This window comes from Pseudoduganella sp. R-31 (genome assembly GCF_049913235.1).
Lineage (GTDB): Bacteria > Pseudomonadota > Gammaproteobacteria > Burkholderiales > Burkholderiaceae_D > Rugamonas.
Map to the genome: position 1 here is coordinate 1,082,633 of NZ_CP183986.1, position 18,393 is coordinate 1,101,025.

At 64.8% G+C, this 18,393-nt stretch carries 16 protein-coding genes; 12 read left to right on the forward strand and 4 right to left on the reverse strand.

Annotated features, from left to right (window positions below; translation table 11 throughout):
- Nucleotides 1-2: 2 nt before the first annotated feature.
- Complete coding sequence (locus ACN9MY_RS04995; protein WP_426336906.1) at nt 3-359, reverse strand: COG4315 family predicted lipoprotein; 357 nt, start codon at nt 357-359, stop codon at nt 3-5.
- A gap of 103 nt (nt 360-462) precedes the next feature.
- On the opposite strand from ACN9MY_RS04995, the gene ACN9MY_RS05000 reads away from it, so the two are divergent.
- From ACN9MY_RS05000 to ACN9MY_RS05030, 7 genes are all read left to right on the forward strand, one after another.
- Nucleotides 463-1,119: a DUF4142 domain-containing protein gene (locus ACN9MY_RS05000; protein WP_426320870.1), complete on the forward strand. Its 657-nt coding sequence runs from the start codon at nt 463-465 to the stop codon at nt 1,117-1,119.
- Between the two features lie 122 nt (nt 1,120-1,241).
- The gene (locus ACN9MY_RS05005; protein WP_426336907.1) at nt 1,242-3,941 is read left to right on the forward strand and encodes a diguanylate cyclase; all 2,700 of its coding nucleotides are present in this window, start codon (nt 1,242-1,244) and stop codon (nt 3,939-3,941) included.
- Nucleotides 3,938-4,516, forward strand: coding sequence for a DNA-3-methyladenine glycosylase I (locus ACN9MY_RS05010; RefSeq protein WP_426320874.1), 579 nt, complete (start codon nt 3,938-3,940; stop codon nt 4,514-4,516). Before ACN9MY_RS05005 ends, ACN9MY_RS05010 begins: the two co-directional genes overlap by 4 nt.
- Entirely contained in the window at nt 4,470-6,227 is a 1,758-nt protein-coding gene (gene mnmC / locus ACN9MY_RS05015; protein WP_426336908.1) for an FAD-dependent 5-carboxymethylaminomethyl-2-thiouridine(34) oxidoreductase MnmC, read from the forward strand. The genes ACN9MY_RS05010 and mnmC overlap by 47 nt, the downstream gene beginning before the upstream one ends.
- Nucleotides 6,228-6,256: 29 nt before the next feature.
- Complete coding sequence (locus ACN9MY_RS05020) at nt 6,257-6,958, forward strand: sensor histidine kinase (RefSeq protein WP_426336909.1); 702 nt, start codon at nt 6,257-6,259, stop codon at nt 6,956-6,958.
- Complete coding sequence (locus tag ACN9MY_RS05025; RefSeq protein ID WP_426336910.1) at nt 6,955-8,679, forward strand: response regulator; 1,725 nt, start codon at nt 6,955-6,957, stop codon at nt 8,677-8,679. Before ACN9MY_RS05020 ends, ACN9MY_RS05025 begins: the two co-directional genes overlap by 4 nt.
- 3 nt (nt 8,680-8,682) lie before the next feature.
- Nucleotides 8,683-8,898 (forward strand): hypothetical protein, encoded by a 216-nt coding sequence (locus ACN9MY_RS05030; protein ID WP_426168048.1) that lies wholly within the window; start codon nt 8,683-8,685, stop codon nt 8,896-8,898.
- Here ACN9MY_RS05030 and ACN9MY_RS05035 read toward each other — a convergent pair.
- Together ACN9MY_RS05035 and ACN9MY_RS05040 are read right to left on the reverse strand one after the other, a co-directional pair.
- The gene (locus ACN9MY_RS05035; RefSeq protein ID WP_426336911.1) at nt 8,895-9,542 is read right to left on the reverse strand and encodes a PhaM family polyhydroxyalkanoate granule multifunctional regulatory protein; all 648 of its coding nucleotides are present in this window, start codon (nt 9,540-9,542) and stop codon (nt 8,895-8,897) included. The two genes, ACN9MY_RS05030 and ACN9MY_RS05035, sit on opposite strands and share 4 nt — an antisense overlap.
- A 24-nt stretch (nt 9,543-9,566) precedes the next feature.
- Nucleotides 9,567-10,721: a low temperature requirement protein A gene (locus tag ACN9MY_RS05040; protein ID WP_426320887.1), complete on the reverse strand. Its 1,155-nt coding sequence runs from the start codon at nt 10,719-10,721 to the stop codon at nt 9,567-9,569.
- 87 nt (nt 10,722-10,808) lie between these two features.
- Between ACN9MY_RS05040 and ACN9MY_RS05045 the strand changes: the two genes are divergently transcribed.
- The 5 genes from ACN9MY_RS05045 (at nt 10,809) to ACN9MY_RS05065 (ending at nt 17,709) form a co-directional block, all read left to right on the forward strand.
- Entirely contained in the window at nt 10,809-11,918 is a 1,110-nt protein-coding gene (locus ACN9MY_RS05045) for a DUF3108 domain-containing protein (protein WP_426336912.1), read from the forward strand.
- Nucleotides 11,919-11,928: 10 nt separating this feature from the next.
- Entirely contained in the window at nt 11,929-12,669 is a 741-nt protein-coding gene (locus ACN9MY_RS05050; protein ID WP_426336913.1) for a DUF3108 domain-containing protein, read from the forward strand.
- Between the two features lie 128 nt (nt 12,670-12,797).
- A complete protein-coding gene (locus ACN9MY_RS05055) occupies nt 12,798-14,174 on the forward strand; it encodes a hypothetical protein (RefSeq protein ID WP_426168058.1) in 1,377 nt (458 codons plus the stop codon).
- Entirely contained in the window at nt 14,167-14,886 is a 720-nt protein-coding gene (locus tag ACN9MY_RS05060) for a hypothetical protein (RefSeq protein WP_426168060.1), read from the forward strand. Before ACN9MY_RS05055 ends, ACN9MY_RS05060 begins: the two co-directional genes overlap by 8 nt.
- A 3-nt stretch (nt 14,887-14,889) precedes the next feature.
- Complete coding sequence (locus ACN9MY_RS05065) at nt 14,890-17,709, forward strand: ATP-binding protein (RefSeq protein ID WP_426336914.1); 2,820 nt, start codon at nt 14,890-14,892, stop codon at nt 17,707-17,709.
- A 70-nt stretch (nt 17,710-17,779) separates the two neighbouring features.
- Here ACN9MY_RS05065 and ACN9MY_RS05070 read toward each other — a convergent pair whose 3' ends face one another.
- On the reverse strand, nt 17,780-18,268 hold the full coding sequence (locus ACN9MY_RS05070) for a hypothetical protein (protein ID WP_426320897.1): 489 nt from the start codon (nt 18,266-18,268) through the stop codon (nt 17,780-17,782).
- Between the last annotated feature and the right edge of the window lie 125 nt (nt 18,269-18,393).

The following is an 18,393-nucleotide window of genomic DNA, read 5'->3' on the forward strand; positions in this document are numbered from 1 at the left end:
GCTCAATCCTTGACGACGTGCCAGATATCCTTCACGTTGTCGCCTGCGCGGTCGCCGGCTTTCTTGTCGCCGACGAACAGGTAAAGCGGCTTGCCCTTGTAGGCCAGTTGCTTGCTGCCGTCTTCGCGGGTGATGGCCGACCACGGCGCAGACAGTTCGCCGCTGGCGGCAACGGCAGGCCAGTTTTTCAGGCAGCCATCGACGCAGGCGCTCTTGCCGCTGCCGGCAACGTCCTTGTCGAAGGTGTAGACGGTCATGCCGGCGGCATCGACGTACACGCCGTCAGCTTTTTTCAGCGGTTCGGCGGCAACAGCGGCAGTGCTCAGCAGGGCAGCCAGGGTCAGTACGATAGCTTTCATTTTGTCCTCCGTGAGTGATGAGTATTGCGTATACGTAGCGTGTGGCCAGCTTATTCCATCCTGCCTAAAATATTTTCCTGCCTATTCAGTCACGGAGGATGCGATGAACAATTTCATGCGTGTAGCTGTGTTGTCGGCCCTGCTTGGCGTCGGAAGCGCCTGGGCGGAAGGCCTGGCCAAAGCGGACCAGAAGATGCTGACCGACCTGGCCCTGGCCAATATGGCGGAAATCGAGACAGCCAAGCTGGCCTTGCAAAAGACCCAGAGCGACCGCGTCAAGAGCTTCGCCCAGCAAATGGTCGACGACCATACCAAGGGGCTGGAAGAAGTGCGCAAAGTGGCGGCTGCGCGCAGCCTGACCTTGCCGACCGAGCTCGATGCCAAGCATAAGGCCATGGCCGCCAAGCTGGAAAAACTCTCCGGCGACAAGTTCGACCGCAGTTATATGGAGCAGGCCGGCGTGCAAGCCCACAAGGAAGCACACCAGCTGGTGAGCAAGGCGGAATCGACAGCCCAGGACAGCGAACTGAAATCGCTGGCCACGCGCTTGCAGCCAACCATCCACCAGCACCTGAACAATGCCGAGCAGCTGAATGCCGCGATCAAGGGCAGCAGCGCGACGGTGGGCAGCAGCGGCACCGAGGGCAGCAGCGGCGCGGGCACCATGCCGCAAACGGAAGCCGGTGGCCACGACCATGGCAGCACAGGCGGCAACAAGCCGGATTCCAGCACCCGCAGTACCAAGCCGGAACGGCGCTGACAGCCAGCCGCGGGCAGCCGCGGCGTCGTCAGCCTTGCAGTGCTTAAGCTACTTGAACACCAAAAAGTCCGGTCGTGCGGTATGATTCCATGCTGCAACACCTATTTCAAGGATATCAAGTAGTGGATTTGTTCGCGCTCGACGAAGAGCTGGCCCTGTGGGAAGCAGAATTGCCTTTTGCTGAGGGCGAACGCCGCCTGAAATTGCTATCCCGGCTGGCCTGGCACCTGCGACAGCGCGATGGTGTGCGTTCGGCGCAACTTGTCGCCGAAGCAACTCCGCTTGCCTATCTTTTGCCGGCGGCGGAAAGGCGTGTGCTGGCAGCGCGCTGGGAACTGCTGAAGGCTGAAAACTGTTGGCTCGCGGGCGAGCTCGACGCCGCCATCGCCATTGCCGAACGCGCCATGCTGGAATTTGCCCGCCACAATGACCGGCTGGGTGCTGCAGACACCCACAGCCTACTGGCCTGGGTCGCCGTCGACCGCGGCGACTCGGCCGGCTGCGACAACGAGCTGGCGCTGGCCATTGCAGATGCCCGCGCCTCCGGCGACGCCATGCGCATCGATGTTTTCGAGAGCCTGGCAGCGCTGTTCAGCGTGTTCCGCAATGCGCCGGCTGCCAACGAGCGCTGGAGCAAGCGCTTTGCGATCGACCTGGCGGGCCGCCATCCGGTGGTCGCGGGATCGATTTCGGATTATCTCGGCACGGCGGCATTCCAGGCGGCGGAGTTCGGCCGCGCCATCAGGCACCTGATTGCGGCGTTTGAAGCGGCCCTGGTGTCCGGCCAGGTGCGCCGCGCCGTGATCCTCGCCACCAATATCGGCAACGCCTTCACGCGCCTGAATGCGCACGACGCCGCGCTGGAATGGATGCAGCGCGGGCTGGAGCTGGCGCGGCCGACCGGCTGGCCAATGTGTATCGGCCTGAGCCAGATGCAATCGGCTGAAACGCTGCGCCACCTCGGCCAGCGGCCGGCGGCAAAAGCGCTGCTGCGCGATGCGCTGCAGATGCTGGCTCCCTTGTCCGGTTCGCGCGCCTTCGTCATGGCGCTGGAATACCAGGGCGACCTGGCGCTGGACCTTGGCGACAATGAGGCGGCGCTGGCCAGCTTCCGCGAACTTGAACTGCGCGGCCATGCCCTGGCGCAGAGCGATTTCCATAGTTGCGCGCGGCGCGGCCAGGCGCATGCGCTGGCGGGACTGGGGCGAATGGAGGAGGCGCAGGCCGCCGCCATGTCGGCGCTGGCGCTGGCGCGCGAGCTGAACGACCCGTTCAGCCAGATCGCGGCCTTGCGCGTCCTGGCCGATATCCACGCCGGCAACGCGATGTCCGTGCTGCAGTACCTGCGCGAGGCCTTGATGATTGCCGCCACCATCGACGGCTATATCGTTCCCGGCGAACTGCTCGATGCCGTGGCGCGCGAATATGCGGCCGTTGGCGACTTCGCGCGCGCTTATGAGTTTTCGCTGCAGGCCAATGCGGCGCGCGACCGCAGCAACAGCCAGGAAGCGACCAACCGCGCGATTGCAATGCAGGTCCAGCACCAGACCGAGCGCGATCGGCAGCTTGCCGCCGCCGAGGCGCAGCGCGCGGAGGTGCTGGCCCAGACCAGCGCCACGCTGAGCCACCTGTCCGCGATTGGCCAGGAAATCACTGCGCAACTCGATGCCTCGGCCGTGTTTCGCGCGCTGGACCGGCACGTGCACGGCCTGCTTGATTCGACCCACTTCTCGATCTTCCTTCTGGAGACGGACGGCGATTTCCTGCATTGCGCGTTTGGCGTGGAAATGGGCTTGCCGCTGCCGCCGACGCGCATCGCGCTGTCCGATCCGCACTTCAACACGGCGCGCTGCGTGCGCGAGCGCGATGAAATCCTGATCGAAATCGAAGACAAGTGCGACACGCCCAACCTGATCCCCGGCACCCTGCCTACCCTCACGCTGCTGTTTGCGCCGCTGATGATCGGCGAGCGCGTGCTGGGCGTGATGACCGTGCAGTCGATGCTGCCGCGCGCTTACGGTGAGCGGGAGCGCCTGATCTTCCGCACCCTGTGCGCCTACGGCGCCATCGCGCTGGACAACGCCGCCGCGCAGGCGCAACTGCTGGAAAAGAATCTCGAACTGGAGCGGGCCTACAAGGCGCTGGAAGAGGTGAGCCTGACCGACCAGTTGACCGGCTTGCGCAATCGCCGCTTCTTCCTGCAGCACGTGGAGTCGGACGTCGCGCTCAGCCTGCGAGGCTACGACGGCCCGGCCTCGGAAGCCGATGCCGTGGCCGACCGCGACCTGGTGTTCTACATGGTGGACCTGGACCACTTCAAGGAGGTCAACGACCGTCACGGCCACGCTGCCGGCGACTCGGTGCTGGTGCAGATGAAGGACCGCCTGCGCGAGGTGTTCCGCGAGTCGGACTACCTGGTGCGCTGGGGCGGCGAAGAATTCCTGGTGCTGGCGCGCGCCACCGGCCGCAGCGGCGCGCATGTGGTGGCGGAGCGCATCCGCCAGGCAGTGTCGTCGCGTGAATTCGTCCTGCCGGATGGCACGCGGCTGGCGCGCACCTGCTCGATCGGCTTTGCCTGCTATCCCTTCCTGCCGTCGCACCCGCGCCTGATGTCCTGGTCGCAGGTGGTGGAGCTGGCAGACCTGGGTCTGTACATTTCCAAGCATTCCGGGCGCGACGCCTGGACTGCCGTGCATGCCACTGAAGCGACGCAGCCGGAAGAACTGTTCCCCCGCCTGGTGCACCAGCTTGGCCAATGCATCGAGCGCGGCGAAGCGCGCATCGTGACCAGCCTTGGCGAGCGCACTATAATCACCCAATGAGCACACATCGCTGTTCCTGGGCCAATCCAAACAATCCACGCTATATCGCCTACCACGACCAGGAGTGGGGCGTCCCATGCCGCGACGAACTGCGCCTGTTCGAGATGCTGAATCTCGAAGGCGCGCAGGCGGGCCTCAGCTGGGAGACGATCCTCAACAAGCGCGACAACTATCGCGCGGCGTTCGATGGCTGGGACGCGCGCAAGATTGCCGCCTATGACGAGGCGAAGGTCGCGCAGCTGCTGTCCGATCCCGGGATCGTGCGCAACCGGCTCAAGGTGAACGCCGCCATCACCAATGCGCGCGCCTACCTGCGCCTGCTGGAAGAGGGCGGCAGCCTGTCTTCGCTGCTATGGGGCTATGTCGACGGCAAGCCGATCGTGAATCGCATCACAGCGCAGGGCGAGCGCCCGGCGCGCACCGAACTGTCCGACAGGATCTCCAAGGACCTCGCCAGGCGCGGTTTCAAGTTTGTCGGGTCGACGATCATTTATGCCTACATGCAGGGGATCGGGATGGTGAACGACCATGACCTCGCATGCTTCCGATACAAGGAGTGCCAGCACGGTGGCTGATTCGCGCCACGTCGTCCTCGACACCGCGTTTGGCAGCGGCGCCCAGTTCCTCGCAACCCTCGCCCGCCACCGCTCCGCGGCTGGCGGCGCCGGCGCTAGCCATCTGCATTATCTCGCGATCATGCCCTCCGTTCCCGGCTTGTCCGTGCTTGCCGCGCTGGCGCAGGCCGTGGCCGCCCTGGCGGCGCAGTGGCCGGTCGACGTCCCCGGCCTGCACCGCCTGCACCTGCCTGCGGAACGCCTGACGCTCGACCTGCTCGCCGGTCCTGCCGAAGCCTGGCTGCCCGAAATCGTGGCCTGTGTCGACGAGTTCATTATCGACCGGCCGCTGGAGCACATCCGCGCCCTGCAACGCCTCGCAGCGCCCGCATCCACGCTGCGCATCCGCCGGCCCGATGAACATGCGCTGCGCTCCCTGCGCGCCGCCGGCTTCACCGTCACCGGCGAACCTGAAGGCGAGTGGCAACATGCCGCCTACACCAGCCGCAAGCCCCAGCCGCCGCGCGCCCCCTCGCCCGAGCGCCGCGCCATCGTCATCGGTGCAGGCGTGGCAGGCAGCGCCGCCTGCGAACGCCTGGCAGCCCGCGGCTGGCAGCTTACCCTGATCGAACGCCACGGCGCCCCTGCGCAGGAAGCTTCCGGCAACCGCGCCGGCATCTTCATGCCTCTGCTGTCGAAAGACGACAATATTCCGACCCGCCTGGCGCGCGCGGCGTACCTGTACGCGCAGCGCGCCTGGCAGCACCTGGGCGGCCTCGATCCGCACGCACCCGGTCCCGATGCGGAAGCCGGCGCAATCCGCGGCAACCGGTGCGGCGTGCTGCAACTGGCACGCGATGCCGAGCACGCCCGGTTGCAAAAGGACGTCGTCGACGCCTGGCGCTACCCCGAGCGGTACGTGCGCTGGCTCGACGCCGTCCAGGCCAGCGCCATGCTGGGCGCGCCGACTCCTTACGGCGCCTGGCACTTCCCCGAAGGCGGCTGGGCTACGCCCGCTACCGCCTGCCGCGCAATGCTGCAAGCCTGCGGCGACAAGCTGCGCCGCGTCTTCCATAGCGAAGCCCTGCACATCGAGCGCGTGCAAGATGAATGGCGCGTATGCGACGCCCGGGGCCGACTGCTCGCCGCGGCCCCGACGGTCGTGCTGGCAAACGGCGCCGGCGCGACTGCGCTCGAGCAGGCCCGCGCGCTGCCGCTCTACACCATGCGCGGCCAGGTCACCCACCTGGAAGAAGGCAGCTTTCCCAGCCTCAAGCTGGTGGTCTGCCGCGAAGCCTATATGACGCCGCCGGTGGACGGCATCGTTTGCGTCGGCGCCACCTACGACAAGTCCAGCGACCGCCAGCTGTGGCAATCCAGCCAGGATGAAAACCTGCTGCGCGCGGAAGAAATCCTCGGCAGCCCGCACGGTGCAGGCGCCCCGCTGGAAGGCCGGGTAGGATTCCGCACCATGGCCCCGGACCGCCTGCCGCTGGTGGGGCCGCTGCCCGACAGCGCCGGCGAGGCCCGCACCGAACGCCTGCGCGACCTGCCGCGCCACGCGGGCCTGCATGCCTTGCTCGGCTACGCCAGCCGGGGCTTGATCTGGGCCCCGCTTGCAGCGGAAATCCTGGCCTGTCAACTGGAAGACGAACCCCTTCCCATCGAAGCAACACTGGCCGCCGCACTGGACCCCGGACGCTTCCTGCTCAAGCAGCGCCGCAAGCTATAATGGCCTCCTATCCAATGGCTGGAGAATCCATGGAAGACCGCGCCGGCTCGCCAGAGCTGTTCATGTTCCTCGCCTCCACGGTGCACGACATGAAGAATTCCATCAGCGTGCTGACCGGCACGCTGGAGAACCTGCTTGTGCAGGCAGGGGATTCCGCGCAAGACAATCCAGCCTATCCGCAGATGGCGCAAATGCTGTACCAATCCAAGCGCCTGAACGACCACCTGATCCAGCTACTTGCGCTCTACAAGGAAGTCGGCCGCCCCAATTATCCTTTCGATCCGGCCCCGGTGCAGGTCAGTGAGCTGGTCGACCAGCTGGTGGCCCAGCAGCGCGTGCTGCTGCAATCGAAGGGCATCCAGTTCGACACCGAATCGCCGCCCGGCCTGATCTGGACCCTGGACGAAGACCTGGTGCTAGGCCTGCTGGCGCACGCAATCAACAACGCCGTGCGCTACACGCGCGACCGCATCGCCCTTACCATCCGCGAAGACGATGGCTTCATGGAGGCACGGGTGGAAGACAACGGCGCCGGCTTCCCGCCCAATATGCTGGAAGCGGGCCAAGTGACAGGGCAGGGCATCAACTTCCTGGCCAACAGCAGCGGCCTTGGACTTTACTTCGCCAGCGAAGTAGCCAAGTCCCACAAACATCGCCAGCGCCAGGGCAGCATCGCGCTGGAAAACGGCGGCGCGCTGGGCGGCGGCTGTTTCATCCTGCGCTTGCCATGAACGCGCCAGCCGTCACCACGCCCGTCGCAACGGCGCCGGAAAAAGAACCGGGCGTCAACTGGGCCGACAAGCGCTACCTGATCGTGGACGACTTTGTCGGCGTGCGCCAGTTGCTGCGCGAAGCCTTGCGCAGCCTGGGTGCGCGCCACATCGACCAGGCATCGAGCGGCGGCGAGGCGATCGGATTGCTGGCGCGCATCCAGTACGACGTCATCCTGTGCGATTTCAACCTCGGCGAAGGCAAGAGCGGCCAGCACGTGCTGGAAGAAGCCCGCATCCGCGGCCTGCTGATGCCAAGCTGCGTGTGGCTGATGGTCTCCGCCGAGAAGAGCGTGGAGGCCGTGATGGGCGCCGCCGAGCACCAGCCGGATGCCTACCTGATCAAGCCGATCACCGAAGGCGTCCTGCTCACCCGCCTGAACCGCGCCTGGCAGAAGAAGCAGATATTCCAGGACATCGACCAGGCCTACCTGGAAAAAGACTACCTGCGCGCGGCCCGCTTGTGCGCCGAAGCGGCCGGCCGCAACAAGCTGCATGAGGTCGACCTGATGCGCATGCGCGCCACCTTGCTGCTGAAAGCCGGCGAGACCGAGCAGGCGCGCCTGGTCTACGAAAAGGTGCTGCAGGAACGCGACTTCAACTGGGCCCGCACCGGCGTCGGCAAGATCCGCATGGCCAACGGCGAGAACGAGGCCGCGCGCCAGATGTTCCAGGGCGTGATCGCCGAGAACCGTTTTTACCTGGATGCCTACGACCAGCTGGCCAAGTCGCTGCAGAACATGGGCCGCATCGAGGAAAGCTGCGACGTGCTCGAGCGCGCAGCCAGGATGTCGCCCAATTCGGTGCCGCGCCAGCGCGCGCTGGGCACGACAGCGCTCAAGCTGGGGAATATCGCGCTGGCCGAGCGGGCTTTCCGCAAGTGCCTGCAGATCGGCGAATACTCCATCATGAAGACCGTGGATGCCTACTTCGGCCTGGCGCGCGTGCTGGGACAGAAGAACGACGCCAAGGAAGCCTTGCTGCTGCTGGCCGCGGCCCAGCGCGACTTCTCCGGGGGCATGGTGGAGCTGCGCTCCAAGATCACGGAGGGCCTGGTGTACCACGAGAGCGGCGATTACCGGCGCGCGCGCAAGTCCGGCGACGAACTGGAAACCATGCTGAAGGAAGACAGCGAGCGGCCCGACACCGCAACCTGCCTGGAAATGGCGACCTTGCTGTTTGCCGTCGGCGTGAAGGATGCGCCGGTGAAGTTGCTGTGCTACGTGGTGCGCAACAACGACGAAAACACCGTGATCCACGATGAAGTGCAGCGCATCTTCGACAAGGCCCGCATGGGTGAAGAAGGCGCAGCCCTGATCAGCACGGCGCGCAAGGAAGCGTCCGAGATGATGAACAAGGGCGTGCTGCTATGGAAGACCAACAAGCTCGATGACGCGGTCGAATGGATGCGCGAAGCGCGCCGCGGCCTGCCGGATAATATGCGGATCCTGTTCAACTCCGCCCAGGTCCTGATCTCCCACATGCAGGCCAAGGGCTATAACGACGCCCTGATGGCCGAAGCGAATGATGTCTTGATGCACGTTGACCGGATTGCGCCGGGCCAGCAGCGCTTTGCGCAGCTGATCGAGCAGTTGCAGAAGTTGATCCCCGGCCGGATGTCGGCGGAAGAAATCGAAGCCGAGCTGACGGCCGCCATGAAAGATGACCACGACAAGGAGTGATCCATGCGCGATATCGCCAAAGAGGTCTATAACAAGATGAAGGTGGGGGCTGCCGCCTGGATTCGTCCAGTCAGCGCCAAGGGCGACACCATCGAATCCTTCCAGTCCGCGCATGACGCGGCCAAGGCCCTGGAAGACGAAGGCTTGATCAATATCATGAAGGTCCAGCGCGATGACGATGGCCTGATCGAGGCCATCCGCATCCAGAAGCTGAATTAAGGCTTGGCGGCCTTCGTGGCGCGCTTGCTTGCCGGCTTGCGCGCTGCCGGTTTGGCGACAGGCTTGCCGGCGTCATGGGCGGCGCCGTTCTTTGCTTCGGCCGGCTTGCCGGCCGGGTCGGGGGCCATCGCCGTGCTGACGGCTTGCGCAAACTGCTCTTGCAGCAGGTTCCACCAGGCGGCAGGGTTGGCCATCTGGTTGGCGGCGGCGCTGGCAGTGTCGTGCGCGGCAGGCTTGGCATCGGCCGGTTTTTCGGCCGGCTTGGCGGCGTCGCCGGCAGGCTTGTCCGCTGGCCTGGCGGCCGCAGCGGCTGCCGGCTTGGCAAACGGATCGTTGTGCGGCGCCTGCTGCACGGCGGCGGCCAGCGATTGACCCATCGACTTCAACGCCGCGATGGTGCCGCGCTGGACTTCCAGCGCCTGGATGCTCGAGCGCAGCATGGTGGCGTTCAGGTTGAGCCAGGACTCGACCGCTTTCAGCTCGCTGATTTTCTTGTCCAGGTCATCCACCGACAGCGTCGGGGCGGCGATGCCGGGAATGCTGATGCCTGGCACACCCATGCTTCCCCACAGCGATTTTACGAAGTCCAGCGTATCCGTCATCACTGCAGCGCCGGGGATGTGGGGCATTTGTGGATTGCTCATATCGGGTCTCCGAGGGTAGGTTGTTTAGCGTAGCACACAGCTCTCCCAGACAGCAACGAGCAGCAGCACGGCGACGCAAGCGCCGGTGGCCAGCAGCGGGGAAAGGTGCAGCACGATCGACAGGACGCCCAGCACCAGCAGCAGCGCGATGCCGAGCAAATGGGACAGCGGCGGCCAGGCGCGCGTATGCGCCAGCCATTTGAACACGGCGGTGCCGCACAGGAAGAGCAGCGGGCCGCCGATGATGGCGGCCAGCGCTGCCGGGCTGCCATGCTGGGGATGGCTCAGCACCAGCTCGTCGCCGACGGCGCCGACGATGATGCCGGCCACGATGGGAATGTGCAGGTAGGTGTAGTTGTTGCGTGCATGGCGGCCCGGCGTTTGCGAATGCACGATGCGGTGGTGGCCCTGTTCCAGCCCGTGGTCGAAATACAGCCACCACATCAGGATCGAGCCCACGACCGCCAGCAGGAAGGCCAAGACGGTAAGCGGATCGAAGGCCAGGTCGGCAAACGTGGCGCCGGTCACCAGCAGCGATTCGCCGAGCGCGATGATGACGAACAGGGCGCAGCGTTCGGCCATGTGGCTGCCGTCCACGTTCCAGTCGGCCAGGGTGGAGCGGCCCAGTCCAGGGACGAAATAGAACATGACCGGCCCCAGCATGTCGACCGCCAGTGCGCCGAGCCACCATGCCATGCGCGAAGCCGGCTCCGCCAGGCCGCCGGCAAGCCATAGCGCGCCGCTGGCGCCAAGCCACAAGGCAATGCGCACGAAATTGCAGCGCAGCGCGGCATCTTCGCCGCGGCTGGCCGCCAGCATCGCCAGCGTGCGGCCCACCTGCTGCACCAGGATCGAGGCGCCGAACAGCCAGCCCATGTCGGTGAAGGCGCGCGGGATGGAGACCGACATCAGCAGACCGGCTACCAGCAGCGCAAACAGGGCGGCGCGCACGGACTTCTTTTCCGGGTCAAACCAGTTGGTGGCCCAGACCGTGTAGATCCACACCCACCACGTCGCCATGAACAGCAGACCGACCTGCAGCGCGCCTTGCGCATCGAGCTTTTTCAGCAGGGTGTGGGATAGCTGGGTGACGGCAAACACGAACACAAGATCGAAGAACAGCTCGACCATGCCGACCTTGCCGGAATCGGCCTGGCCGCGCTGGCGCAAAAGGGACATCGGGACTCCTTGTCAGAATATCCAGCAAATTATGCCATTGAGCGTGCTGTCAGCGGAATCGGGGGCCGGCACGTTAAACTAGCGACCATGACGATCGTTTCTTTTCCACGCCACCCACGCCGCATCATTGCCATTTGCGCAGCCACCGTGGCACTGCATTTCATGACGATCAACTGGGTCAGCGGCCGCATTGGCGCGGCGGAGCGCGAACGCGATGCTGAAAAAAACGTCATCAGCGCGGAATTGCGCCTGGCGCCACCGCCGCCTGAACCGGTCGCTCCGGAGCCGGTCGAAGCGCCGCCGCCACCGAAGCCCAAGCCGAAACCGAAGCCACCCAAGCCTGCGCCGCCGCCCGAAGAAGCGGCACCGATTGCCGACAGCGCGCCGGCCGACGCAGGACCAGCCGTGCCTGCGGAGCCGGAAGCGGCTGCGCCGGACGGCCAATCGGGCGCTGCGCCCGCCACGCCTGCCGTAGAATCCGCGCAGCCGCAGCCTGAAGTCGCGCCGAAAGCCGAGCCGCGAGCCAGCGTCCAGCGCTGGAAAGTTGCGCTGCCGCCGTCGGCCCGGTTCGAACTGGACGTCAGGCGCAAGGACGCGGACGGCACCAACTGGAGCGGCTCGGCCAATATTGGCTGGGAGACCGATGGCGCCACGTATAAGGCGACGCAGGAAGTCGGCATCAGCCTGCTGATTGCGCGCGTCAAGCTGCTGGAGGTGAGCAGCGAAGGCACGATCAACGACACGGGCATCGCCCCGGCGAAATTCACCGAGACGCGCCGCAACCGATCGGCCACCGCTACCCACTTCAACCAGCAGGATCAAAAGATCACCTTCTCCGCCAGCGAGCGCAGCGTGCCACTGGCGGCGGGAGCGCAGGACCGCGCCACGGTGCTGTTCCAGCTGGCCGGCATCGGCCGCGCGGACGTCAACCAGTTCGGCAAGCCGATGGACATCCTGGTCGGCGAAGACCGCAATGCCCAGGTCTACAGCTTCCTGCTGGTCGGCGAAGATGAACTGGAAACCCGGATGGGCAAGCTGATCACCTGGCACCTGGCGCGCCCGCCCAAGCCCGGCAGCTACAGCGCCAGGCTCGATATCTGGCTGGCGCCCAGCCTTGACTGGTACCCGGTGCAGATCCGCAATACGGAAAGCAACGGCGCCGTCACCACCCAAACCGTCACCCGCATCATCAAGTAAGGAAGCAACCATGCGCAGTACCCTGATTACCCTGGCATTGGCCTTCGCAGCAACCACCGCCAGCGCCGCCAAATCCGATTACCCGGTCGCCAGGCGCGCCACCAGCCTGCCGCCGTCGGCTGACCTGAGCTACGTGGTCAAGGGCAGCAACCATGGCTTCCCCTTGGTGGGCGCCGGCACCATCGCCTGGCGCCAGGGCGACGGCAGCTATTCCCTGCATACGGAAGCGCGTTCCAGCCTGTTCGGCAAAGTGCTCGAGCAGCGCAGCGAAGGCACGCTGGACGGCTACGGCCTGGCGCCCGCCAGCTTTTACGAGAAGCGCTTCCGCAAGGACCCCACCACCACCCGCTTCGACCGCGACACGCGCCGTATCGAATTCGAAGACGGCAAGGTGAGTTACGCCATCCGCGGCGGCGAGCAGGATCGCAGCAGCGTGACCTTCCAGCTGGCGATCCTGGCCCGCGCCACCCCGGAGAAATTCACGCCGGGCAGCGAATGGACCTTCTTCGTGGCCGGCCGCCGCGACGGCGAACCCTGGACTTTCCGCGTGGTCGGCACGGAAACCATGGAAATCGCCACCCTCGGCGAACAGAAGGTGCTGCACTTCAGCCGCAAGCAGGTCGGCGGCCACGAGCAGCAGGCCGACCTGTGGCTGGCCCCCGACCTCGACTGGTACCCGGCGCGCATCCTGTTGAAGGAAGAAGACGGCGATTCCTTCGAGCAAGTCCTAGAGAAAGTCAACCGAAAATAGCCACACCCGGCCTGTTATACTTGCAGCCTCAAAGTCGGGGTCAGGTCTGGCAATCCGCCATTCTTTTCGCATAGCGAAATTTGTGGCGGATTGCCAGACCTGACCCCGGTTTTAATTACTGGAGCGCAATGATTGATTTGATGGCAAGTGCGGCCCTGGCCGACACCAACCCGACTGAGCAAGAGCAGCAGGACGCCCTGCAGGCCCACTTCCAGCCCCACATTTCCGCCGACGAGATCGAGCAGGTCTATCACCTGAAGCGCGCCCAGCCGCTGCTGCAGGTGTTTACCGCTTTGTTCCACGGCGGCTTCGAGGGGGTGCTGGTGCGCCTGCTCGTCCTGCGTGAACTTGCCAATGAGACAACTTCGTCCGCGTTTTCGCGGTCCGATATCAATACGCGCCTGGCCTACCTGCTGCCGGAAAGCCTGGAAACTGTGCTGAACCGCCTGCGCTCCAACGGCTTGCTGGCCTGGGATGCGCAGCAATCGGTTTACCGCGTGACGCCGATGGCGCGCAATGTGCTGGCCTCGATCGACAGCCTGCTGGCCCTGGCCGCTCCGGAAGACGACGATGCCGAAATGGGCTTCCTGTTGTCGCAGGTGGCCGGCGCCCAAGCCGTGGGCGGGGTCACCACCGAGCAGCTGCAGCACCTGCTGGGCCGCCTGGTCGACCTGACCGAAGAATTCCGCGACGCCATCGCGTCCGGTTCCGAATTCCGCCTGCGCGAGTCGCAGGCCAAGTGGCACCAGGCCTGCGACTGGGTCGAGAAGGGCTCCCAGATCCTGCGTGCCATCACCACTGACGAAAATGCGGACAGCGCCACCCACCGCGCCGCGCAAGCCATCGGCCGTGCCCAGTCGCAGCTGCTGAACATGCAGGGCATGTTCTCGCGCGCGCTGAACCAGATCGAGCGCCAGCGCGTCCACCTGGGCCAGTCCGGCCTTTCCACTACCGACATCAAACGCTGGCTGCTGGCCCATGAGGACCTGTCTTCGCTGGCGAATGATGCGATCGACCAACCGGTGAAGCCGCTGTTCATCACGCCTGCCGAGATGATCGACGTCGCCGAGACAGAATTAATGACAGAACGTGCCAATAACAATGGGCTGAACGGCCTGCCTGCCGGCCAGGATGCGCCGACCACGATCAACGACAGCCCAGCGATGCAGAAGGAGCTGGACGACTGGCTGGCCCGCCTGTCCGACTTCGCGCAGCTGAACAATTTCCCTTCGGTGGCCGAGGAGTCGCCGCGCGAAGTGAAGGTGCACGAGGCGCTGCTGCCGGCCTCCTTCGCCCTGGCGTCCTACCGCGCCTCGATGCTGCCGCTCTTGGGCGACGAGGCCGAGGCGTCGATGCAGGGCACCACTGCCGACCTGGCGCGCCTGCCGGTGCGCTTCTCACCGCAGGACGAAATGGTGCAGCTGCCCGACCTGGAGGTCGCCGCCATGTCCCTGGCCGCGCTGACCCTCGAATTAGACAAAGAAAGTCCGAAGTCCGATGAGTGACGATACCCAAATCCTGATCGCGCGCCTGGTGGCGCACCAGACCTTGCGCCGCGACGACAAGATGGTCAAGCGCGCGCTGTCGGACGAGTTGTTCCGCGCCGAAGTCGATGCGCGCCTGGCCGCCTGCGGCATGAAGCTGCTCGATAACGTCTACGCCGACCACGTCACGCTGGCCCTGCACCGCAATATCGAGCCGAAGGTCTTCGGCGCGCGCGACACCTGGCAGAACAACAATTTCGGCCTGGCGCGCGACGGCGTGGCCTTGCTGGTGGTGCTGTGGGCGCTGATCATCCTGCCCAAGCGCGAACGCCAGGAAACCCACCAGGCGGCGGACGACGACCAGAACGATATGTTCGGCACCGAGAAGCCGGTGCCGCGCGCGGAAGATACCTCGATCGGCATCCCGTACAAGGCGCTGCTGGCCGACTTCGGCGACAAGCTGGGCAAGAAGACCCGCATGGACATGAACCTCGGCATCCTGGGCAAGCTCGGTTTCATCGAGCGCCGCGGCGAGATCATCGTCGAAGGCCCGCTGCTGGACCTGCTGATGGATACCGACCTGCTGAAAGAGCGCATCATCAACGGCGCCCTGGCCGACGTGTTCAAGCGCGCGCCGGCGCAGATCGTGCACATCCCGCGCGAAGTGCTGGCCGCCGCCAACGACGCCGAGCCGCAGCAAGCGGCCAACGAAGAAACCCCGACGGAAGAATAAGCGATGTTCCAAATCAAATCCCTTGAGCTGGTCCACTGGGACTACTGGCAGCGCATCAAGAACATTCCGCTGGATGCCAAGATCATCACCATCGCGGGGCAGAACGGCTCCGGCAAGACCACCTTGCTGGACGCGCTGCGCACGCTGTTCGGCCTCGATTGCTCGATGGGGCGCACCTACAAGCACTATGCCCGCCACAGCGGCCAACAGACCGCCTGGCTGCGCGCCGTGGTCGACAACAAGCCGCAGGGCAAGCAGCTGTCCAACCGTCCGTTCCGCAGCAGCGGCTTCTTCGCCGAAGACGAGGTGACCCTGTTCTGCCAGGTGCAGAAAAACGGCGGCGACTGGAAGCGCCAGTACCTGATGCGTCCCGGTAACGTGGACATCGAAGAAGTCACCGAAGCCAACGACTGGCTGGGCGTGGAGAACTACCGCAAGCGCCTGGCCAACGCCGGCCTGTCGCAAGCCATGTCCAAAGTGCTGGCGCTGGAGCAGGGCGAAACCGACAAGCTGTGCGAATACGCGCCGCGCCAGTTGCTGGACCTGGTGTTCCAGGTGTTCGGCGACAAGGAAGTGCTGGACGCGTACGACGAAGCGAAGCGCCACCAGCGCGATACCGAAGAAGAGTTGAAGCGCTTCGAGGCCGAACTGGAAGGCTCCAAGACCAACCTGGAAGGCCTGCGCCTGCGCGTGGCCAACTATCACCAGTGGGAAACGCTGCACAAGGAACGCCGCAACCTGCAGGAAGAAGTGCTGCCATCGCTGGAATACCACGAGGCGCGCGAGAAGGCCGCCAATGTCAGCCGCCAGCTGCGCGAAGCGCGCAAGCCGCTGGCGCAGGCCGACCAGCTGCTGGCCGACAAGCGCGGCGAGGTGGCCAAGCAGGCCAAGGCCCTGCAGGACGCGCAGCAGCAGGAAACCCTGCTGGAACAGGAGCAGACCGCGCTGACTTCGCGCCTGAACCTCATCAACGGCAAACTGAAGCCGCTGGAATCGCTGGCGGAGCAAAAGTCACGCCTGCAAAAACTGGCCGCCGAATCGGGCGCCGACGTGGCCGATGCGGCCGCGCAGCTCGAAGCCAAGGAAACCGAGCTGCTGAAGCTGCGCTCGCAGCGCGATGCCGTGTCCAACCGCATCGCGCAGGACAAGGCGACCATCAACGCACTGTCTGGCAAGACCGCCATGCCGGAGCCGGACAATGTGCGCGCCATGCGCCGTGCGCTGAACGATGCGGGCATCCCGCACGCCATGCTGTCGGATATCGTCGAAGTGACCGATCCGAAGTGGCAGGGCGCCGTCGAGGGCGTGCTGGGCGGCTACGCCTCCGTGGTGCTGCTGGAGCGCTCGTCAGATGCTTCCTCGGCCTACCGCCTGGCGGAGAAGGAACGCTATCGCCACTTCATCGTGCCCGATTGCGTGAAGGCGCACGAGCCGAAGAACCAGAGCCTGCTGTCGGTGGTGAAGTTCAGCGGCCTGGCGCCGGAATGGCTGATCGACCAGCTGTCGCGCATCACGCGCGTGGAGTCGGTGGAAGAAGGCGCAAAGCTGGGCAATATCGAAGAATGGATCACGCCTGAGGCCTACCACAAGGAACGCCGCGGCGGCCGCTCGCTGTTCGTGGAAGCTTCGCGCTATCGCTTCGGTTCCGCCGGCAAGACTTCGCGCATGGATGCGATCCAGAAGAACCTGCCGAACCTGGAAGCCGAGGAAGACAAGTACACGCTGCAGATTTCCAAGCTGGCTTCGGAAACCTCAGCGCTGAAAGCCCGCCTGGCGGGAGTGGATGCGGTGAAGGAGCTGTCCGCCCGTACCGAGGAATTCGACGAAGCCGCCCGCTCCGCCGTGCCGCTGCGCGCCGAGCGCCTGGAAGTGGGCTCGCGCCTGGGCGAACTGCAGGGCTTGATGAAGAACGCCACCGTGGCGCGCACCAAGGCCGACACTGCATGGCAAAGCGCCCGCATGTCGCTGTCCGAGGCGGAAGCGGGCCTGCGCCTGAACTTCAAGCGCCAGATGGAACAGCGCTCCGACCACGCCCGTGCCATGCTGGCGCTGCGCCGCCAGTGGCGCCACTTGCCGGGGGCCTGGCGCCGTCCTGCGCGCCGCCAGGCGCTGGTGCAGCAGCACCAGAATGCGCACCAGGTCGACCTGCGTATCGCCAGCCTGCAATCCTCGCTGGCGCGCGATGACTGGGAACTCGATGCGACCGTGATCGACCAGTATGCGCGCCTGAACGAGCAGCTGTCGAACCGCAAGACGGAAACCGAAGAACGCCGCTACCAGAACAACCGCGCGATCGAAGCGACTGCCAATGCGCGCGGCGCCTACATCGAGCGCCTGCGCTACACGATCAAGACCTATTCGTCGAACATCAAGGAACTGGGCGCGCTGGCCAATATCGATGTGCACGTCGAGCCGGTCAAGCTGGAGAACGACGACCTGCTGCTGTCTCAGGCCGGCCTGCAGGTACGCTTCAAGTTCGACGGCAAGGGCCCGATTGGCCTGAACGACGGCGAAGCGTCGGGCGGCCAGCAGGTGATGAAATCGCTGGTGCTGCTGATCGGCTTGCTGAAGTCGGAAGATGGTTCCGGCGGTTTCGTGTTCATCGACGAACCGTTCGCCCACCTGGACATCCGCAACATCCAGCTGGTCGGCGAGTTCCTGAAGAACACCGACGCACAGTACCTGATGACGACGCCGCTGACCCACAACACCGACGTCTACGATCCTTCCGACCTCACGCTCATCACGAGCAAGAAAAAGAAGGACACCCAGTGGGCGCAGCCGATCTTCGTGCTGCAACGCCGCCAGGCGGCAGCGGCTTGATCGCCGCTGGCAGTCATTCCGACGGCACAGGGGCAGAGCCTGATCGTGCCGGGAGTGACCTGAATCAGATTCAGGCGGCTTCCTTGGAACAGGCGCCCAGGATGGCGTCCAGTTCCTTTTTCAGGGCCAGCATGACGGGCCGGCCGCGGATGCGGTTCACCATTTCGAAGAAGGTGATGCGCATCGCTTTCAAATCCTCCAGCGTGGCGGCGGCTTCCAGCTTGGCTTGCATGACCTGGCCGCGCGCGCCCAAGGTCGGTTCGATGGTGCGTGCATAGAAGGCGCGCGCCTGTGCATACTGCGCTGCAAGTTCCTCTTCGGTCGGCGGGATCGGCATGATCGTAATGGGAGGAGCCTCACCTTCTTCGATGAAACCCTGTGCCAGCAGTTCTTGCACGGCGCCGGCATCGAGCCCCAGCCCCGTTACTTTCGGCAGCAACTCTTCCATTGGATGGCGGCCGTCAATCATCACCAGCAGGGTGCGCATACGGGATGGCAAGCCATAGGTGCGTGCCGAAATTTCCTCTCGTCCCTTTGCGGTCTTATTGTAAGTCGTCATAGGAATGTTTCCTCATGGCAATCATTTTCGTGTGATTTTAGAATACACGACCTTTAAGGAATTGACATCGTCTGAAATATCGTCTTTAATTTCTGTAACGACAGAAAAAAATGAAAAATAACACA